This is a genomic window from Niastella populi, from assembly GCF_002078015.1.
GTDB lineage: Bacteria > Bacteroidota > Bacteroidia > Chitinophagales > Chitinophagaceae > Niastella > Niastella populi.
In genome coordinates this window covers 51,721-72,284 of record NZ_LWBP01000196.1, presented here as the reverse complement: position 1 = coordinate 72,284, position 20,564 = coordinate 51,721, and the positions used below count along the sequence as shown (strand labels likewise).

General features: G+C 46.4%; 11 protein-coding genes. 10 read left to right on the top strand and 1 reads right to left on the bottom strand.

Annotated elements, in window-relative coordinates:
• Window positions 1-230: 230 nt before the first annotated feature.
• The 6 genes from A4R26_RS21235 to A4R26_RS21210 all read left to right on the top strand — a co-directional run bounded on the left by A4R26_RS21235 (window position 231) and on the right by A4R26_RS21210 (window position 11,622).
• Entirely contained in the window at window positions 231-2,402 is a 2,172-nt protein-coding gene (locus A4R26_RS21235) for a glycoside hydrolase family 3 C-terminal domain-containing protein (RefSeq protein ID WP_081168129.1), read from the top strand.
• Window positions 2,403-2,423: 21 nt separating this feature from the next.
• Window positions 2,424-2,594, top strand: a complete 171-nt coding sequence (locus A4R26_RS35085; RefSeq protein ID WP_165760361.1) for a hypothetical protein — start codon at window positions 2,424-2,426, stop codon at window positions 2,592-2,594.
• 9 nt (window positions 2,595-2,603) lie between these two features.
• Entirely contained in the window at window positions 2,604-5,018 is a 2,415-nt protein-coding gene (locus A4R26_RS21230; RefSeq protein WP_081168126.1) for a glycoside hydrolase family 2 TIM barrel-domain containing protein, read from the top strand.
• A gap of 541 nt (window positions 5,019-5,559) precedes the next feature.
• The gene (locus A4R26_RS21220; protein ID WP_081168118.1) at window positions 5,560-8,745 is read left to right on the top strand and encodes a SusC/RagA family TonB-linked outer membrane protein; all 3,186 of its coding nucleotides are present in this window, start codon (window positions 5,560-5,562) and stop codon (window positions 8,743-8,745) included.
• Between the two features lie 11 nt (window positions 8,746-8,756).
• On the top strand, window positions 8,757-10,328 hold the full coding sequence (locus tag A4R26_RS21215) for a RagB/SusD family nutrient uptake outer membrane protein (RefSeq protein ID WP_081168114.1): 1,572 nt from the start codon (window positions 8,757-8,759) through the stop codon (window positions 10,326-10,328).
• An 82-nt stretch (window positions 10,329-10,410) separates the two neighbouring features.
• Window positions 10,411-11,622 (top strand): glycan-binding surface protein, encoded by a 1,212-nt coding sequence (locus A4R26_RS21210; protein ID WP_133054746.1) that lies wholly within the window; start codon window positions 10,411-10,413, stop codon window positions 11,620-11,622.
• 67 nt (window positions 11,623-11,689) lie between these two features.
• Here A4R26_RS21210 and A4R26_RS35080 read toward each other — a convergent pair whose 3' ends face one another.
• Window positions 11,690-11,851 (bottom strand): hypothetical protein, encoded by a 162-nt coding sequence (locus tag A4R26_RS35080; protein WP_165760360.1) that lies wholly within the window; start codon window positions 11,849-11,851, stop codon window positions 11,690-11,692.
• Between the two features lie 109 nt (window positions 11,852-11,960).
• Here A4R26_RS35080 and A4R26_RS21205 point away from each other — a divergent pair, with 109 nt between their 5' ends.
• From A4R26_RS21205 to A4R26_RS21190, 4 genes are all read left to right on the top strand, one after another.
• A complete protein-coding gene (locus tag A4R26_RS21205; RefSeq protein ID WP_081168106.1) occupies window positions 11,961-14,816 on the top strand; it encodes a TIM-barrel domain-containing protein in 2,856 nt (951 codons plus the stop codon).
• 19 nt (window positions 14,817-14,835) lie between these two features.
• Window positions 14,836-18,048, top strand: a complete 3,213-nt coding sequence (locus A4R26_RS21200) for a SusC/RagA family TonB-linked outer membrane protein (RefSeq protein WP_081168103.1) — start codon at window positions 14,836-14,838, stop codon at window positions 18,046-18,048.
• 103 nt (window positions 18,049-18,151) lie between these two features.
• Window positions 18,152-19,657, top strand: a complete 1,506-nt coding sequence (locus A4R26_RS21195; RefSeq protein ID WP_207625796.1) for a RagB/SusD family nutrient uptake outer membrane protein — start codon at window positions 18,152-18,154, stop codon at window positions 19,655-19,657.
• A gap of 31 nt (window positions 19,658-19,688) precedes the next feature.
• Window positions 19,689-20,513, top strand: a complete 825-nt coding sequence (locus A4R26_RS21190) for a hypothetical protein (protein WP_081168094.1) — start codon at window positions 19,689-19,691, stop codon at window positions 20,511-20,513.
• Window positions 20,514-20,564: the final 51 nt, after the last annotated feature.

Sequence of the window (20,564 nt, the reverse complement as noted above, 5' to 3'; positions counted from 1 at the left end):
ACAGCATTGATGAACCATTGTATTGCTGTATGAAGAGCCATTATTGCCGGCCGGTCTGCCATGGTTTTTATGATTTCTACTCCCAGTCAATACATGTAAAGCTTATCAGTAGTTTTTTGGTTGTTTCTATAAAGTGTTAACTAACACAGTATGCGGGTCTGTTTCCATAGCGCCCGTCTTTTTGATGTACAATTAAAACAGGTGTTGCAAAAAAAAATATGAACAGAGCAATGAAAGCATTTTTTTCGACGGTTTTATTATCGATGGTTTGTACTTCGTATGCCCAGGAACAGGCAAAGGCCGGCGAGGCTACGGAGAAAAGGATCCAGGCGCTCATTGGTCAGATGACCATACAGGAAAAGGTGAGCCTGCTGCACGCGAATTCGAAGTTTAATGTTTCAGGTGTTAAAAGATTAGGCATTCCTGAATGGGCAACCAGCGACGGGCCGCATGGCGTGCGTGCCGAGGTTAACAGGCATGACTGGGCGTATGCCGGCTGGACCAATGATTCTGCAACCTGTTTTCCGCCCGGTACAGCGCTTGCCGCCACCTGGAATCCTGAGCTGGCGTACAGGCAGGGGCTGGTATTGGGGGAGGAAGCGCTTTTTCGTAAAAAGGATGTGTTGTTGGGCCCCGGCGTCAACATTATTCGTTCGCCCCTCTGCGGCAGAAACTTCGAATATATGAGCGAAGACCCTTTGCTGGTGTCGAAAATGGCGGTTGCGTATATAAAAGCGTTGCAGTCGAAAAATGTGGCAGCCAGCGTAAAGCACTGGCTGGCCAATAACCAGGAGCAGCACCGTGATTCGGTTGACGTAACGATGAGTGAACGGGCTTTGCGGGAGATCTATTTGCCGGCTTTCAGGGCCGCGGTAATGGAAGGCGGCGCTTATACCGTTATGGCGGCTTACAACAGGTTCAGGGGCGAGTGGTGCTCGGAAAATGACTATCTGAACAGGCAGATACTGCGGAAAGAATTTGGTTTCAAAGGCGTGCTGATGACCGATTGGTCGGCCGCACACACCACAGTGAAAGCGGCATTAACGGGGCTTGACCTGGAAATGGGCACCGATCTGAAAGATTACGATCAATGGTATTTTGCCAATCCTCTGGTAAAAGCGGTAGAAGAAGGAAAAGTGCCCTTATCGGTGGTAGACGAAAAGGTTGGTAACGTATTGCGCGTAATGTTCAATACAAAAATGATCGATGCACATCAGCGGGAAAAGGGAAAAATGAATACCCGTGATCACCAGCAGGCTGCTTATCATTCCGCTGCTGAAGCGGCGGTATTGTTACAAAATAACGAAAAGCTGCTGCCATTGCAATTTGATAAGTTAAGATCCATTGCAGTTATTGGCGATAATGCCACGCGCAAACATTGCAGCGGCGGGCTCAGTTCTGAAGTAAAAACCCTGTACGAGATCACTCCGCTCGATGCCATGCAACAGAAATTCGGCAGCAAGGTGAAAATAAACTATGCGCCCGGGTATGAAAAACAATCTACGTTCAATGAAGGTAATAATGCCGGGCAGGCGGCCGCCGGTAACGTAAACTGGAAACTGATCGATGAAGCGGTTGCCATAGCCCGGGAGTCGGATGTGGCGGTGATCTTCGGCGGGTTGAACCACGATTATGATACCGAGTCCTCAGATAAGCAGAACATGAATCTGCCTTACGGACAGGAGATACTGATAAGGGAAGTTGCAAAGGCAAACCCGAAGACGGTTGTGGTAATAATTGCAGGATCTCCGGTTGAACTGGCCGGTATTACCCAGCGCGTACCGGCTGTTTTATGGTCGTGGTTCGGTGGTATGGAAGCAGGAAATGCCGTTGTTGATGTACTGAGTGGCAAAGTAAACCCCTCGGGCAAACTACCGTTCACACTGCCGGTGACCTTATCGCAATCGCCTGCGCATGCGTTGGGCAATTTTCCCGGCAGCAACCTGAAAGTGCATTATGAAGAAGATATACTGGTAGGATACCGCTGGTTCGATACAAAGAAAATTCAGCCGCAGTTCCCCTTTGGCCACGGACTTTCGTACACTCATTTTTCCATCGGTAAAATGGCTGCCGGTAAAACGGTTTATGGAAAGAATGACGTTATTAGCGTAAAATTCACCGTCAGGAATACGGGCAGCGTTTACGGCGCAGAGGTAGTACAACTATATGCAAGCGATCCCGTTTGTACCGTATTGCGCCCTGAAAAAGAACTGAAGGCTTTTGAAAAGATCTTCCTGAAACCCGGCGAAACAAAAACGGTAACATTACAGGTAAAAGTAGCTGACCTGGCTTTTTATGACGAATCGAAAAAAGCCTGGAATACCGAAGCCGGCGAATACATACTGCAGTTAGGTAACTCATCCCGCAATATTTTTCAAAAGGTAAAAATTCTTGTTAAGTAATACTATAGCTAAGCTTACCAAATGAATAAACGTAAAAAAAAGCCGGCAGAATGGGCGTTTGCTTTTTTATTCATTTTTATTACCATAGATGCCGTTGATGCGCAACCCGCAATGGTAAATCTCCAATCGAGGAATGTAACGGGTTTGAATGGCGAATGGAGCGCATTACTCCCAAATGGAAATGATCAATAACAGTAAACCATGAAACAAATCATTTCACTGATCATACATACCCTGCTTGGGTGTACACTTGTTGCGCAGGAGATCAATAATACCGGCATTCCATTCGATTTCGACTGGTGGTTTGCGTTGAACGACCGGCCCGGGGCCGAGCGGCCTGAATTCGATGATTCGAAATGGCGCCTGCTCGATGTGCCGCATGATTTCAGTATAGAACATCCTTTCGATTCTGCCAGTGCTACCGGTGCAGGCGGCGGTTATACCTTTAGTGGTATTGGCTGGTACCGTAAACACTTTAAAACCGAACCTGGCTTTTCGGGGAAAAACGTTTCCATCCTGTTCGATGGCGTTTACCGCAACAGTGAAGTATGGATCAACGGACACTACCTGGGTACCCGGCCTTATGGCTATTCTTCTTTTTATTATGATCTTACTGCGCAGCTGAAACCGGCAGGGGAGGAGAATATTATTGCGGTAAAAGTAAATACAACCGGCCAGCCCAATTCGCGATGGTATACCGGTTCGGGTATTTACCGGCACGTATGGCTGATTGCGAAAAACAAACTACATATAAATCAATGGGGTGTTTTTGCGCGCACGGTTAAGGCAGATAAAGAAGGGGCCGGCGTGGAGATCTCAATAGAATTGCGTAATGATAATAACATAAGTAAATCGTGCACTGTAATAACAACGTTCACAGATGCACACGGCAAGGAAGCTGGCCGGGCGGAAACGAAGGCAGAGATAAAACCCGGCCAGGAGCAAAAGATCGATCAGGATATCGGCATTGCCCGGCCGGCATTATGGTCAACGGAGCAGCCCGGCTTATATCGGTTGCAGGTAGAGGTACGATCGGGCGGTGCTGTTACGGATAAATATGTTTCTCCTTTTGGTATAAGGACCTTTCGTTTTGATGCTGCTAAAGGATTTTTCTTAAATGGAAAACAGGTGAAACTGAAAGGCGTGAACAATCATCACGACGGGGGGCCGCTGGGCGCCGCAGTATTGGATGGAACATATAAACGTCGTTTAAAGATCTTACAAAGCATGGGGTGTAATGCGCTCCGCATGAGCCACAACCCGCCATCACCCGAATTGCTGGCATTTGCCGACAGCCTTGGTTTTTTGGTAATTGACGAGATCTTTGATGAATGGATGGACGGAAAAACCCCGGCCGGTTATGCGGCACACTTTAATCAATGGTATGAATTGGACGTTGCCAACTGGATCAGGCGCGACCGCAACCATCCTTCCGTTATTGCCTGGAGCATTGGCAACGAAGTGCGGGAACAATACAACAAAGAGAATGCATTGAAGATCACAAAAATGCTTATCGATGCCGCCCGTAAACATGATACTACGCGTCCGTTTACGGCGGCATGTAACGAAATCCTCAATGTGAATGCTTACGGAATGGGTGAATTACTCGATCTGGTGGGTTATAACTATCAGGAGGCATACTATAAAGCGGATCATGAACAATATCCCAACCGCGTGATCTTTGGTTCCGAAACGGTGATCTATCCTTACCACCCCGGTAACTGCTGGCAGTTGCGATCCTATGAACAGTGGCTCGAGGGACAGCTTAAAGATTATGTAGCCGGTGAATTCCTCTGGACGGGGTTCGATTACATCGGCGAAGCGGGTATTGGCGATGTAGGAACCGGTTGTAAGTTCTGGGAAAAATGGCCAACCTGGCCCTGGCGGGGCGCCGACTGCGGCCTGATAGATATGTGCGGTTTTCCCAAACCGGCGTACTGGTTCAGGAAAGCCCTTTGGAACAACGAACCCATGGTGCACCTTGCCGTACAAACCGATACCACGGCACGTGATAAGGATCTTTGCTCATTCTGGAGCTGGCCAAAGGTACAAGCTCACTGGAATCATAAAAAGACGGGCGATACGCTGGCTGTGCATGTATATACCAACGTTCCCGAAGTGGAGCTGAAATTAAATGGCAAATCATTGGGAATGCGTAAATGGGATATCAAAAAGGAAGCCTTTCTTTTTTGGGAAGTGCCTTATGAACCGGGCAAACTGGAAGCCATAGGAAAAACAGCGGATGGAAAAAAGGTTGCTTTTGCTGTTCAAACCGCTGGTGAGCCGGCTGTAATAAAACTGTCGCCCGACAGGAAAGTATTGAAGGCGAACCGGCAGGACCTGAGTTATGTAGCCGTGCAAATGCTCGATGCCGGCGGCATACCCACACCTTTTGCCGGCAATACGATAACGTTCGAAGTAAGCGGGGCAGGTAAGCTGGTAGCGGTAGGGAACGGCGATCAGAAAAGTCACTCGCCGTTAAAGGGGAATAGTATGGAAGCCTGGCAGGGAAAATGCCTGGCGGTTGTACAATCCACAAACAAAAAAGGAAAAATAACCATCACCGCCCGAAGCGGATCACTGCCGGTAGCAACAGCTATATTGACAGTGGAATAATACCCTGGCAATCATTGCCGGATCTATATACCATAAAGCCTTTTTTGTGCAGCTATCCATTAAAGAGCTGAGAATAAATTTGTAAACCCCAAAAATATGGGCGGGTCCTGCACAGTAAGCAAAAATTGTCAGGCTCCGGCCGTCCTTTTCAAAACGGAACGCAACGGGCTGTAGAACGCCCGTTGCTTTTTTGTTTGTGGGAATAACTGTGAAAGCCATTCGTTTGTAACATTTCGTACCATCAGTTGCAACATTTGACGGCCCTGAATAAATGGCCATAATGATAATTTTACAACAATTAATTAACCTTCAATTGCTTCATATGAAATTGCTGCCAATGCCATTTTGGGGTGTTCTATGCCCTTCGCTGTTCAATGCCCTGCCGGGCGCTATTTATGCCATTCCTGACAACTGTTTCACTTAAACTATAACTTATTAAATCGCACAAAAAGATTTTTGTTGCAGTATCCTGTCCCTACTGAAAATTTCAAAGACCAAGATTCAACAGTTTATTTTTTAATGCTAACGTAATTGTTTGCTTATGAGATTACTAACGATTTTACAAAAAAAAGTACTGCTATGGAGTATCCCCTGTATGTTCCTCGGCATTTCGCCCGGCCGGGCGCAGGAAAAAGACGGTTTGAAAAAGATAACCGGTAAAGTTTTCGCTTCTGCCGACAGCAGGCCCATTCAGGACGCTACTATTTTTATTACCGGTACGGGCACCAACACTTCATCGGATCACAATGGTTCTTTTACTATCGAAGCAAAAGAAGGCGATGTGTTGATAATAAGCATGATCGGCTATCTGCAGAAAGAAATTAAGGTAGGTAAGAACATTAAAGTGGAAGTAAAGCTGGAGCAGAACTCCATAAAGCTCGACGATGTGGTGGTAATTGGTTATGGTAAATCAAAACGAAAAGACATTACCGGGGCCATTTCATCCGTTTCCGGCGATGATATAAGGAAAGTGCAGCCGGTAACGATCGACCAGGCCTTACAGGGTAAGGTGCCCGGCGCTGTAGTGCAACAGATCTCCGGCCAGCCCGGCGGCGCTGTTTCCATACAGATCCGCGGTTTGTCGTCCTTTGGTAATAACCCGCCTCTTTATGTGATCGATGGCGTTATTATTGGCGGAACCGGTATAGGCGGCAGCGGCAGTAACCCGCTGGCAGGAATCAATCCTTCTGAAGTGGAATCGATCGATGTTTTAAAAGACGCATCGGCCACCGCTATCTATGGCTCACAGGCCACCAATGGCGTTATCATTATAACCACCAAAAGAGGGCAGGCCGGTGCACCGAAAATAACTTATGATATGTACGCCGGTAAACAGCAGTTGCCAAAAGAATATGCTACCATGAACCTGCGGGAATATGCACAGTTCATGAATGAAAAATCGGCTGTTATAGGATACGATCTCCGGCCGCAATTCACTAATCCCCAATACCTGGGTGAAGGCACCAACTGGCAGAAGGTGTTATTCAGGAACGCCCCTATGCAAAATCACAGTATTACCGTAGCCGGTGGCGATAACAGAACGCAGTACCTGCTTTCCGGTTCTTATTTTCAGCAGGAGGGCATTGCGCTGGGATCGAACTTTACCCGCGCATCGGTACGGCTGAACCTCGACAACAAAACTACCAGTTGGCTCAAAACCGGTATCAGCCTGCAGTTGGTGCGCATCGGGGAAAAAGTGAATACTACCAACTCGAACGTAATTTCAACGGCGCTTATGCAAACGCCCGATGTAAATGTGCAGAACGCCGATGGAAGCTGGGGCGGTAATGATCCCAATATATATGGGGCCTATGCCACGAACCCTTATGCCATTGCGCTTATAATAAAAGACCAGAAGAAGCGAAACCAGATCTTTGGCAACGCTTATGCGGAAATAGCCTTTACCCGCGACCTCACGCTCAGGAATGAGGTATCGGGCAGTTTCGATTTTGGTACGCAGGACCATTTTACGCCCACCTACACAATGGGCAATGTTACCAATAAAGTGAATTCATCGACATATAACTACGGGCAGAACTATTATACAACGCTCAGGAACTATCTAACCTATAACCGGTTGTTCGCCAATAAATATAATGTGAATGCCCTGCTGGGGCATGAAGCGCAGCTAAGTACCTTCGAAAATGTTTCCGCTACCCGCAGGAATTTCCCTTCGAACAATGTGCAGGCCATTAACAGCGGCGATGCCACAACGGCAACCAACACGGGCGATAAAGGACAAAACGCCCAGGAGTCGTATTTCGGCCGGCTTAATTTTGCTTACAACGACAGGTACCTGCTCACGGGAAATATCCGCTTTGATGGTTCTTCGAAATTTGCTCCCGGCAACCGCTGGGTAGCCACCTGGTCGGGCGCACTGGCGTGGAAGATCAACAATGAAGATTTCTTTAAACAGGTGACCGCCGTAAATGAGCTGAAGCTGCGGGTTGGTTATGGGCTTACCAATAACCAGAACATTGCCGACAACAGCTATGTAGCTTCATTGAATACCATTTCCACCGGTTTATCGGGTATATCGCAACTGGCAGGAAATTTACCCAACCCGTTAGTTCAATGGGAGAAAACAAAATACGCGAATGTTGGTCTGGATGGCGCATTTTTTAACTGGCGCATCAGTTTTTCAGTTGATTATTACGACCGTAAAACAGACGGACTGTTATTAAGCCTGCCCCTTCCTTTATATTCCGGTACCATCCCTTCTACCAGCTGGTCGCCAGGTTCGCTGGCTGCGCCCTACAAGAACATAGCTGCTGTCAGCAACAAAGGTTTCGATCTGCGGATCAGTTCGGTAAATGTGAGGAACAAAAACTTTTCCTGGAAAACGGATGTGACCGTATCGCATAATACCAACAAGATCCTGGCGCTTAATTCAGAGGGTGCGGCATTGTATGGTTACTATGGTACTACCATCGCTGCCAAATCGGTAGTGGGCCGATCCATTGGTGAGTTCTGGGGCTACCAGACCGATGGCCTCTTCACGGGCGCAGAGGATTTCAAAACCCATCCCGCCATTCCGGTGAACCCAACTACCGGTGTTAAAATACCCATTACGCCCACTACCGGCGGTGTTTGGCTTGGTGATGTAAAGTTTCGCGACCTGAACGGCGACACGCTCATCGATCAGCGCGATCAAACATATTTAGGTTCTCCGATACCTAAATTTCAGATCGGGTTCAATAATACTTTCTCTTATAAAAACTTCGACCTGAATGTTTTCTTCAGTGCCAATATCGGCAATAAAGTATTGAACACATTGCGCATCACCGGCGATAACCCCAATCAGAACTTCGGTTACTTCAAATCGGTGCTCGATTATGCGCGGCTCGAGCTGATCGATAAAAACGGGTCGGCTACCGATGTCAACAACGTATATGTATCCAACCCTTCAACAAATATTGTAAGAATAAGCCAGAGCAGCGGAAATGACAATGAGCGTATATCCGACAGGTATATAGAGGATGGTACATTTCTCCGGTGTAAGAACATCTCGCTGGGCTACACATTACCAGAGAAACTGTTATCGAAAGTGCATATGCATTCTTTAAGGGTATATTTCAATGTAACCAATGCATTCATTATTTCAAGGTATAGGGGTATGGACCCCGAGATCGGTTCGTGGAACCCGCTGCTGGCCGGTGTAGATAATGGTTTTTATCCACAGCCGCGTGTATTTACAATAGGAGCCAACCTTGCGTTAACCAAGTAAATAAGAACCATATGAAATCAACATATAAAATATTAATTCCACTGCTGTTAGTACTGGCGGTTACAGTGAGTTGCCGGAAAAATTTTCTCGATCGCCCTTCATTGTCACAGGTTACGTCAGATAATTTTTATCAGACCGCCGCAGACCTGAGGCTGGCTACAGCCGGCTTGTATGGCGGCCCTATCTGGTTCGACTGGATCTATTTTCCGTATTTGGGCATAGGCGATATCTTAAGCGGCAATCTGCTGCAACCGTACAATGCCGATCTGGTGCAGTTCACAACTTTCTCCATTACCGGCGACAACAGTCAGCTTGCCAATACCTGGCGTGGCTTTTTCAAGATCGTTGCGCATTGCAACGTTACCATCAATTCCATCAGGTCAAAATCGCCTGCCACCATTCCGGCAAAAGATGTGAATGCCGCACTGGCCGAAGCAAGGTTCATTCGCGCAACAGCCTATTTTCACCTGGTACAGTTGTGGGGCGCCGTACCTTTAATTGAGGATAATACCAGGTTGATAGATTCACCGCTGGTACGCCGTAACACCGTGCCCGATGTATATAAGTTCATTGCCGGCGATCTCACGTATGCAGCGCAGCATCTGCCGGCTTCAGATGCGCCCGGCAGGGTAACCACATGGTCGGCGCAGGGCATGCTGAGTAAGGTATATTTAACCTGGGCCGGTCTTGACCAGAACATGACCCGCAACCAGGCATTGTTAGACAGCGCTAAACTGTATGCCGGCAATGTGTGCAATAAAAGCGGCTTATCGCTGCTGCCCGGTTATTACAATTTGTTCAGGACACAGTACAACGACAACCCCGAATCTTTGTTTGCGTTGCAATGGGCGCCCGGAGTGGGTTATGCATACGGCAATGCGCTACAGGCGCAGTATGCGCCCAGCGGCGACCTGGTAACAGGCGGCGGTGGCTGGGGCGGCGCCATAGGACCTACTTACGATCTGTATACCATGTATACCGCACAGGATTCAATAAGGCGGAAAGCTTCGTTTATGCTTACCGGCGATTTTTATCCCGAACTGAATGCTGCCGGCGGCGGGTTCAAATCAGGAGGATGCAGCCTTAAAAAACATATAGTAGGCACCGCTGCCGATAACAATTCACCTACCATGGACCTGTGGTCGTCTATAGAACATAATGCCATCCTGCGGCTGGCCGATGTGTATCTTGTTTATGCAGATGCTATCCTGGGCAACAATGCTTCCACTACCGATGCAGAAGCGCTGAAGTACTTCAATAAGGTAAGAACAAGGGCCGGCGTAGATCCTGCACCGTTGATCACCGGGGATACGCTGTTCAGGGAAAGAAGGATCGAGCTGGCTTATGAAAGCCATTTCTGGTTCGATCTTGTTCGGCTGTCCTATTATAATGCCCCCAAAGCCATCAGTACCATTAATAATCAAAAACGGCAATTGTTTACCTACAGCAATGGCATCGCTACACCAACTCCGTACAATGTAGCTATAACACCTGCCACCGTAAACACATTCACTCTGCCGTTACCTGCTACCGAATTAACGGCAAATCCAAAATTGGCGGAACCGCCGGTAGCGTATTATTAAGCAGATGTGCCACACCGCTTGTTCGCTAAGTACCGGTGTGGCACATCCTGGCCAGTTTTCCTGTCAAACAAAAAAGACAATAATGAAAAAGATATTATATAGATCTGCTCACTGCTTCATATTGTTGTGCCTGGCAGTGATCGTTTCGTCGCTTCCGGCATGTAAAAAAGAAACCTCCAACGGCCCCGTAATAACAGGTGTGCGCAATTATGCACTGGCGCCCGTCGACACTGTGCTCAACAGCCTGCTGCCCGGGCAATGGATCGTATTGGAGGGGCACAACTTAAATGGCGCCACGCAAATACTTTTCAATGGCGTTCCGGCCTCATTTAACAGCGCCCTGTTTTCAGAAGCCACCGCCGCTGTACAGGTGCCTGCGGTGATCCCGTTCCCTTCTATAGCTGCCGATCAACTCAATACTATACGATATGTTACTCCCAATGGAACAACAACTTTTACATTTAACATCGTAGCGCCGCCGCCCACCATTACGGCAATCTCAAACGAGAACGCCAATGCCGGTGATTCGGTACGCGTATATGGTCTGAATTTCTTTTTCATAAAAAGCATCACATTCGCCGGTTCGGCGGTAAGCAACTGGCAAGAAGCCGATGACGGTACATCGGTAGGGTTTATTGTTCCTTCGCTCACTCAAAGCGCCCCGCTGGAGATCACTACCGAATCAGGAACGGCCGCCACCGTATTTAATATGAACGATGTAACCACCGGCGCCCTGTGCAATTTTGATGATGTAAACACTTATAGCTGGGGAGCCACCGCCACCAGCAATAATGATCCGCTTTTTATGGGTAACAGGGGTACTTATGCCATCATGACCGACCCGCCGTTAAGTCCCAACGAATGGAGCTGGTGGAATGGAGGACGCAGCATCAATACCAATGGTACCCAATGGGTACCGGTCGACAGTCTGGATGTGCCTGTTGGCGACTATGCACTGAAATTTGAAGTGAACGTGCCTGCCCCCTGGAATGGCGGATCGATCTATGTGGTAAAAGATTATAATACGGCTTATGTTGGCCGTTATGAGCCCTGGAAGGATGCAGACGGAAATACTTTCAATTATTCCAGTTCAGGATGGCAAACTTTTTCCATTCCGTTATCGATGTTCCTTACGAATAATGGAACCGGTATAATGGCCCCTTCGTTAAGGGATCTGTTAGGAAGTTCCGGGTCGGGAAGTGTTCATATCTGGCTTATCAATAATTCGCCTTCCCCAACAGCCACCGGGTTCAATGCCGCATTTGATAATATAAGGGTAGTGAAGATAAAATAATTAAACAATTCAATTTTTGATTGCAAAACCCATACTTCAATTAAGCAAATTAAGATGCCTGCCATGGTTAAATGTAGCTCAGTCTTGAAGTTACCACCATGTACCTGCATCCGGCCTGCCTGGCAACATCTGCCCGGTGTTTTCCGGAGAATTTTGAAACGGTGAACGAGTCTTCATCATTAATTGACAGATCTTTCAACAGTTGCCGGGAATCCTTCCTCCGAAGCATTCCCGGTATTTTTGAAACATTTCAGGCCGTCATTTGCAACATATGAGGGCCCTTTGTAAAGCACCATATCAATAGTTTTACAGCAATTATAATCTCTGAATTGCTTGATATGAAATTACGATTGCTACTGTTTTGTATGCTCGGTTCTTCGCTTATTAATAGCTTACTGGCAGAATCTCCCTTCTATAAAACAACTCCCGACGGAGTGATCGTTTTTACCGATCCGCTTGTTACCGGCACCCCGGTGGCGGTGAAGCTTGAAGTTATTACAGACAATATTATACGGGTGATGGCAGTGCCGGGAAAAGAATTGCCGGCCAGAGAAAGCCTCGTTACGGTTTACAAAAAAAGTCCCGGGGTTACCTGGACCATCATTCCTTCTAAAGACAACATTAGTCTAAAAACCAGCACCCTTACCGCCGTTGTTGATGCAAAAACAGGGGCTGTTTCTTTCCTTGACCGCAACGGCAAAATAATATTGAGCGAAAAAGGACCGTTGGGAAGAACTTTTCAACCGGTGGTATTTGACGGGAAACGCGCTTATAAACTCATTCAAACTTTTAAAACCACGCCCGGCGATGCATGGTATGGCCTTGGTCAGCACCAGGATGGTATTTATAATTATAAAGGACAACAGGTGCAGTTTTTTCAAAACAATACGGAAGTGGCGATCCCCTTCCTGATCTCTGGCAAAAACTATGGGATCCTGTGGGATAACTATTCACTCACGACAGCCGGGGACATCAGACCCCTGCATCCACTTACCTCCATGCAATTGTTCTCAAAAACAGGGGAGGCCGGCTGGCTTACGGCTTCGTATGCCAACAACAAACAAAAACCGCAGGAGGTAATTACTGAAAGAGCGGAAGATAATATAAATATGGAGTTCGAGGGCGACTCAAAACGGCTGCTGCCTGCAGCGTTTACCGCCGCAAGCGGCGTAGTGACCTGGGAAGGCAGCATGGCCAGTTATCTGTCGGGGATTCACCAATTCAGGTTCACCTTTGGCGGCTCGTTGAAAATGTGGTTGAACGGAAAACTGGTGGTTGATCATTGGCGGAAGGCCTGGAACCCCGCGCCGGTATTAATTCCCTTCGCTTTTAAGAAAGGAGAAAAGATACCGGTGAAAATTGAATGGACACCCGAGGGCGGCGAATCCTATCTTTCCCTGAAATGGCAGGAACCATTGCCTTTGGAAGAACAGAACAGCTTCAGCTTTTCTTCCGATGCAGGTCAGCTGGTTGATTATTATTTTGTTCATGGCAGCAACATGGATGAGGTGATTGCCGGTTATCGAAAGCTTACCGGCAAAGCGCCGATCGTTCCTAAATGGGCGCTGGGTTTCTGGCAAAGCCGCGAGCGGTATAAAACGCAGGCTGAAATAGTAGCGACAGTTGATGAATTCAGGAAAAGAAAAATTCCTATTGACAATATAGTGCTCGACTGGAGTTACTGGAAAGAAGCAGCCTGGGGCAGCCAGGAGTTTGATGAAAGCCGCTTTCCTTCTCCCGACAGTATGATCGATGTTTTGCACAACAAGTACAGCACGCACCTAATGATATCGGTATGGCCCAAGTTTTACGAAGGCATACCAGCCTATAATGAGTTTGAAAAGAAGGGCTGGCTTTACAAAAGGAACATCGCCGACCGCCAAAGAGACTGGATAGGCAAAGGATATGTTTCTACTTTCTACGATGCTTTCAATGAACATGCACGAAAAGGCTTCTGGGACCTTATCAACAAAAAGATCTATAGCAAGGGTATCGATGCCTGGTGGATGGATGCCAGCGAACCCGATATTCTTTCCAATGTAAGTCCTGAAAAAAGAAAACAACAGATGTCGCCAACGGCATTGGGCAGCGCTGCCGAATATTTGAATGCCTATCCGTTACAAAATGCAAAAGGTATTTATGAAGGACAACGGCTAACAGATCCGGGTAAACGCGTGTTTCTTTTAACACGTTCAGGTTTTGCCGGTTCCCAACGTTACGCCGCAGCTATATGGAGTGGCGATATCGGTTCAACCTGGCGCGATATGAAAAACCAGATAACCGCCGGGCTTAATTTTTCCATGTCGGGGCTTCCATACTGGACAATGGACATCGGCGGATTTGTGGTGCCTGAAAAATTTGAAAACCCCGCGGCTGACGATCTGGAAGAATGGCGGGAATTGAATACGCGATGGTACCAGTTTGGTGCATTTGTTCCTTTGTTCCGTTCGCATGGACAGTTTCCTTACCGGGAGATCTTCAACATCGCTCCTGATGCGCATCCTGCCTATAACAGCTTCCTTTATTATGACAACCTTCGTTACCGTTTAATGCCTTACATCTATTCACTGGCAGCACAGGCGTACCATGAAGATTATACGATTATGCGCGGGCTGGTAATGGATTTTGCAAAGGATACAACGGTTTTAAATATCGGCGATCAATATATGTTTGGTTCTTCGTTGCTGGTAAACCCTGTTTATGAATACAGGCAGCGCAGCCGTGAGCTGTATTTGCCAAAATGTGCCGGCTGGTATGATCTTTATTCAGGCAAATGGTATGCGGGGGGGCAGCATATTAATGCCGGAACGCCTTATGAACGTATGCCCGTATTTGTAAAAGCAGGCTCCATCGTTCCTTTCGGACCGGCGTTACAATACACTTCCGAAAAACCGGCCGATACCATCACCCTGAACGTATACACAGGCGCAAATGCCTCGTTCAATCTGTATGAAGATGAAGGGACGAACTATGATTACGAAAAAGGCGCATTTTCCACTATACATATAGAGTATAATGAAGCGGCAAAAACGGTAACCATTGGCGATTGCAGGGGATCGTTCCATGGGATGCTGCAAAAAAGAACGTTTCGTATCAATGTCATTACACCAAAAGAGGCGCAGCCCCTTGATTTTGATTTAAGAAGTGAAAAAGAAGTGTTGTATAAGGGAAAAAAGACAGTGATAAAATTGTAGTTAAGCTAAACAACTAAATATGAAACCAACCAAAACGATTCGCTTGCGAAAAATGATGCTGTGGAGTATTTTACTTGTATTCCTCTTAAACACCAATGCTTTTGCGCAATCCACAAAGGTGAGTGGTGCCGTCGCAGATCAACATGCCGCGCCGGTTCCCGGGGCAACGGTTACGGTGAAGAAAACCAATCGTTCAACTGTTACGGACAATGCCGGAAAGTTTACGATCGAAGCATCACCTAAAGACGTTCTTGAGATCAGTGCTGTGGGCTTTACCAGCCAGGAAATTAAAGTTGGTACAGGCAACCTGACTGTACAATTACAGGAAGCTGTGAATCAACTGGAAAACGTCATCGTTATCGGCTACGGCACTCAAAAGAAAAAACTGGTTACGGGCGCTACTTCCCAGGTTAAAGGCGAAGACCTCGCCAAATTAAATACAACAAATGCTTTGCAGGCATTGCAGGGGCAGGCTGCCGGGGTTAACATTACCTCTACTTCGGGGCAACCCGGCGGTGGTTTTAAAGTAAATATCCGCGGCGCCGGAACCATCGGAAACTCAAATCCCCTTTATGTTGTTGACGGGGTTATTACCAATGACATTACCTACTTAAACAATGCAGATATTGCTTCAGTTGATATTTTAAAAGATGCCGCCTCATGCGCCATCTACGGTATCAATGGTGCAAACGGAGTTGTTCTGATCACCACACGAAACGGAAAGTCAGGTAAAAAAGACGGGCAAATTTCAATCGATGCTTACTATGGTGTTCAAAATATAGCTCGTAAACTGCCTTTGCTGAATGCTGAGCAATACGCAACCATGCAGAACGAGGCAGCCATTAACAGCGGTAAAGTACCGCTGTTCACACAGGCGCAAATTGACGATTTAGCCAAAGGAAGCAGCATTTTACCTGCTCACGGTACCGACTGGCTTCACCAGATCTTTTCTTCCAATGTACCGATCAGCAATTACACGATCGCCGCTAATGGCGGATCAGACGTATCAACTTATTCGTTGGGTGGGTCGTATATGGAACAGGGTGGAATCATCGGCAGTCAAAATCTCTCAAATTATAAACGTATCAACTTCCGTGCAAATACCGAACGTAAAATGTACAACGGTGTATTGAAAATAGGCGAGCATCTTACTTTTTCTTATATCAACCAAAAAGGCGTTGCCGATGGCGGATTGTATTCCGGTAACGTGTTGGCCGCGGCTATAGGCACAAGTCCTTTATTGGCTATGTACGATGAAAAAGGCAAATACCTGAGCAGTATCAATTCAACTATCTATAATGGGGGAGTATGGAACAATACCGAAGCGAATCCTTATGCCTTGATGCAATACAATAATCAGAATGAAAGCAAAACACAAAGATTGCTGGGAGATGTGTATGCAGAGCTTCAGCCCGTCAAAAACTTAAGAATAAGAACGGTTTTCGGGTTGAATTATTCTTCTTCGGCTAATCATAGCTACAGGCCTGTGTACGATAAGTTATCGATCTATGCTTTTAACGATTATGAAAACATCAGCCAGGGCGGCTCTCAGGGGTATACCTGGAACTTTGATAATACGATAAACTATCTTTTCAATATTAATGAGCACAAATTTGATGTTTTAGCCGGTAGTGCGATGAGGAAATACCAGGGAACATGGTTGAGCGGAAGTAATACAGGCGCTACGTTATTCGGTTCTTTTGACCGTGGGTATCTGAGTAATTCGACGGTAACTTCTGTTACAATGAGCTCAGATACTTCTGCAGCCAACAGGCAAACCGTTACCAATACCATATCGCTGAGCGGAAATGCCAATGCAGTGTATGCGCAATCTTCTTTCTTCGGCCGTGTAAATTACAGTTTCAAAGAAAAATACCTGGTCTCTGCTATTTTCCGTGCAGATGGTTCTACCATGTTTGCTCCCGGCCGTCAATGGGGATATTTCCCATCATTTTCTGCCGGCTGGGTAGCAAGCAATGAAGATTTCATGACATCAACTAAAAACTGGCTAAACTTCCTGAAAGTAAGGGCAAGCTGGGGCACCAACGGTAATGATGGCATATCTGCCTTCAACTACCTGTCTTTAATTTCCTTATCAAACGCCCGATACAATTTTGGCAGTGATAATACTACTTTAACACAGGGTTCCTATCCTTCAACAATTGGTGTGGAAAATACTAAATGGGAAAGTTCCCGTCAAACCAATATCGGTATCGATGCAAGGTTCCTGAATAATAAACTTGACGTGAGCCTTGACCTGTACAACAAAACCACCAAAGACTGGTTAATTGCAGCGCCTTTGCTGGCAACTGCCGGTGTCAGCAATCCACCATACATCAATGGCGGAGATGTTACCAATAAAGGAATAGAACTTCAGTTAGGTTATAACGGAAATATCGGGAACGGTTTTACCTATAATGTTTCCGGTTCTTATGCCTACAATAAAAATGTGGTGAACAATATTCCAACTGCCGATGGCATCATTCACGGCGGTACAAACAGTTTATTTGTCAATGGCCCTGAATTCTTCCGTGCTGCCGCAGGAAACCCTATAGGTTATTTCTGGGGGTATAAAACTGCAGGGGTGTTTCAGAATAATGCCGATGTGGCTGCCTGGACCGGTAAAAACGGAATGCTTCAACCGAATGCACAACCCGGTGATCTGAAACTGGTAGATTATAATGGTGATGGAGTAATTGATGCAAAAGATAAAACCAATATCGGTGATCCAAATCCGCATCATATTTTTGGTTTCCGTTTTTCGGCAAACTATAAAAACTTCGATCTTTCCGTTACAACCAATGGCGTTGCAGGAAATAAAATAGTTCAGTCATATCGTTCGCCTGGTCAATGGGCTAACATGACAACCGATATGCTTAGCCGTTGGCATGGTGAGGGTACTTCGAATGCAATGCCCCGCATAACGCAAAACAGTTCTAACTGGGTAGAATTTACCGATCTCTATATTCATGATGGAAGCTATTGGAGGGTTTCAAACATTACGCTCGGATACGACGTGGCTAAGATCGTTAGATGGAAAAATTTAAGCCAGTTTCGCTTATATGTAGCTGCTCAAAACCCGGTCACCTTTACAAAATACAGAGGAATGGATCCTGAGGTTGGGGCTTCTGTTGCAGATGCAAGCGGCGCTTATTTTTTTGGACAGGGTGTTGACAACGGATTTTATCCACGCCCCAAGGTTTATATGGCTGGAGTGAACATTATTTTCTAATTGAGAAAAAGCAAAACTCATGAAAAAAGGATATAGAAATATAATTGTTGCAGTTGCTGCAATAATAGCATTCAGTTCTTGCAAAAAATTTCTTACGACCGAATTGACGGATGCTAAGCAAACCACGCTCTCTTATTATAAAAAGCCTTCTGAAGCTTATACTGCGCTGGTAGGTTGTTTCAATGGACTTAACCAGATCTATAACAATGATGCGATCCCTGCTTTGCTGGAAGTTTTCTCTGACAACAGTTTTGGCGGCACAGGAACTTTCGACGGGTATGGATGGGCAATGGTAGATGAATTTGATAAATCAATTTCACCTTCGGATGTTTCTTTTCATAGCGGGGGCTGGAAAGCGTATTACCAAACCATTTACCGTTGTAATGTATTACTGGAGAATATGGACAACGTTGCATGGGGCGACAGTACTGCGTTAAGAACACAATATGCTGCCGAAGCGAAATTCATTCGTGCTTACTGTTATTTAGACCTGGTTCGATTGTTCGAAAAGGTTCCCCTGGTAACAACACCTACCATTGCCAATGTGCCGCAAGCCGGGCCGGAAGAAACGTTTACCCAGATCATGACCGACTTACGTGAAGCATCGGATAGTCTCCCTTCGGCTAATTACAAAAGCGTACCCGGCGGAAGAATAACCAAATGGGCTGCTGAGTCTTTATTGGCACGCGCCTATTTATACTACGCTGGTTTGTATGGGAAAGGTACTATTGGCGGCGAAACAGCAGCTACGGCTTTGACTGCAGTAGAAGATGTAATTGCCCATAGCGGACATTCATTGGTAAGCGATTTTACCACGTTATGGCCTGCAGCTTCAACAGCAAAAAATGTTGCTTATGCCGGTGAAGATAATCCGGAAGTAGTATTCGCAATTAAATATTCTTCAACAGATAACTGGTCTGCAGATGCTACCGGTAACAGGTGGATGGTAATGGAAGGAATCCGTTCGGAAAGCCTTTATCCTTACCAGGCCGGATGGGGTGCGTGTACTGTTGATCCTAAGCTTTATAATCTTTATCCTTCAACCGATACACGCCGTTTTGCTACCATCATATCGATAGCCGACGAAAATCTTGCTTACACCAAATCAGCCGATTGCCGCGAATACACAGGATATTTTATGAAAAAATATGCCATGCAGTGCGATCAGAATGGAAATTCTATTGTTTCCAATTTTCAAACCGGACAGTACCAGGACTTTTTCGTCATTCGCTATTCAGATGTTTTGCTGATGGCTGCAGAACTGGGAAGTCCCAACGCCGTAAGCTATTATAACCAGGTACGTCTTAGAGCAGATCCTTCAGCTGCTCCTGCCGCTGCTGTTTCCGAAGCAGAAATTCTGGCGGAACGCCGGTTGGAATTTGCGGGTGAAGGGCTGCGGTATTGGGATCTGTTACGCCAGGGCATCGATGTGGCCGCTTCCACAATTGCTGCAAATACAACTGTATCATACTTCCAGGATGGTACTTCAAATCCACCTACAGCTTCAAAATTCGAGGCAAACATAAAAGCAACCCGCGGGTTTCAGCAAATACCTAACGACCAGATCACTTTATCATCAGGTACGCTGAAGCAAAATGCCGGCTGGTAATACGCATGTCATAACCGAAAAATAAAAGGAAATGAGAAATAATTTAATAATAGTACTTGCATTTTTAGGATCAGCACTGCTGTATTCTTCGTGCAGGCCTGAAATATTTGAATTGGGTGCATTGGCCAACAAGTCAGATCTGAAGTTCACCATCGAACCCTCATCGGCAAACCCCAATGATATTGTATTAACAAGTTTAACGCCGGGTCTTACTCCATATTGGGTTACTCCTTTTGGACAGTCAATAAAATTAAAAGACACTACCAATGTTCCTTTCCCCGGAACTTACAAATTTGTGTACGGTGTGGAAAGTGCGGGTGGTCTTGTGCTGGCCGATACAACGCTTGTAACTATAAATACCATTGATGAAAAGACAGTAAGCGACCCCATGTGGATCAAACTCACCGGCGGACTGGGAAAATCGAGAACATGGGTGCTGGATCTGGATGCAAACGGGGTGAGTAAATATTTTAAAGGGCCATTTTACTTTGCGGGCCCGGGATGGGTATGGGACCCTGCATTTAAAGATATTCCCTGGGCCGGCGTTACGGCTGGCGATTACGGTACCATGACCTTTGATTTGATTGGTAATGCAAATTTCAGCGCCGATAATAAAATGTTCCCCGAATATTCGGGAACAGGTAAATTCATGTTGTACCCGGCTACAAATGAGCTGGCAACTATTGATGCCCAGGTTTTGCACGACAAAGCACAGGGCGGCCAGGTAGCCAACTGGAACGCGAGAATGGCTGTAAAAACACTTACCGACAGCACAATGCAACTCATTGCTAAAAAAGATGCCAGTAATTGGTACATCTACAATTATATAACAAAAGAGTACTACGATACGCATTAGATCGCCGCTATTCAGTAATGAGGCCGCCTAAAAGTAATTTGGGCGGCCTTT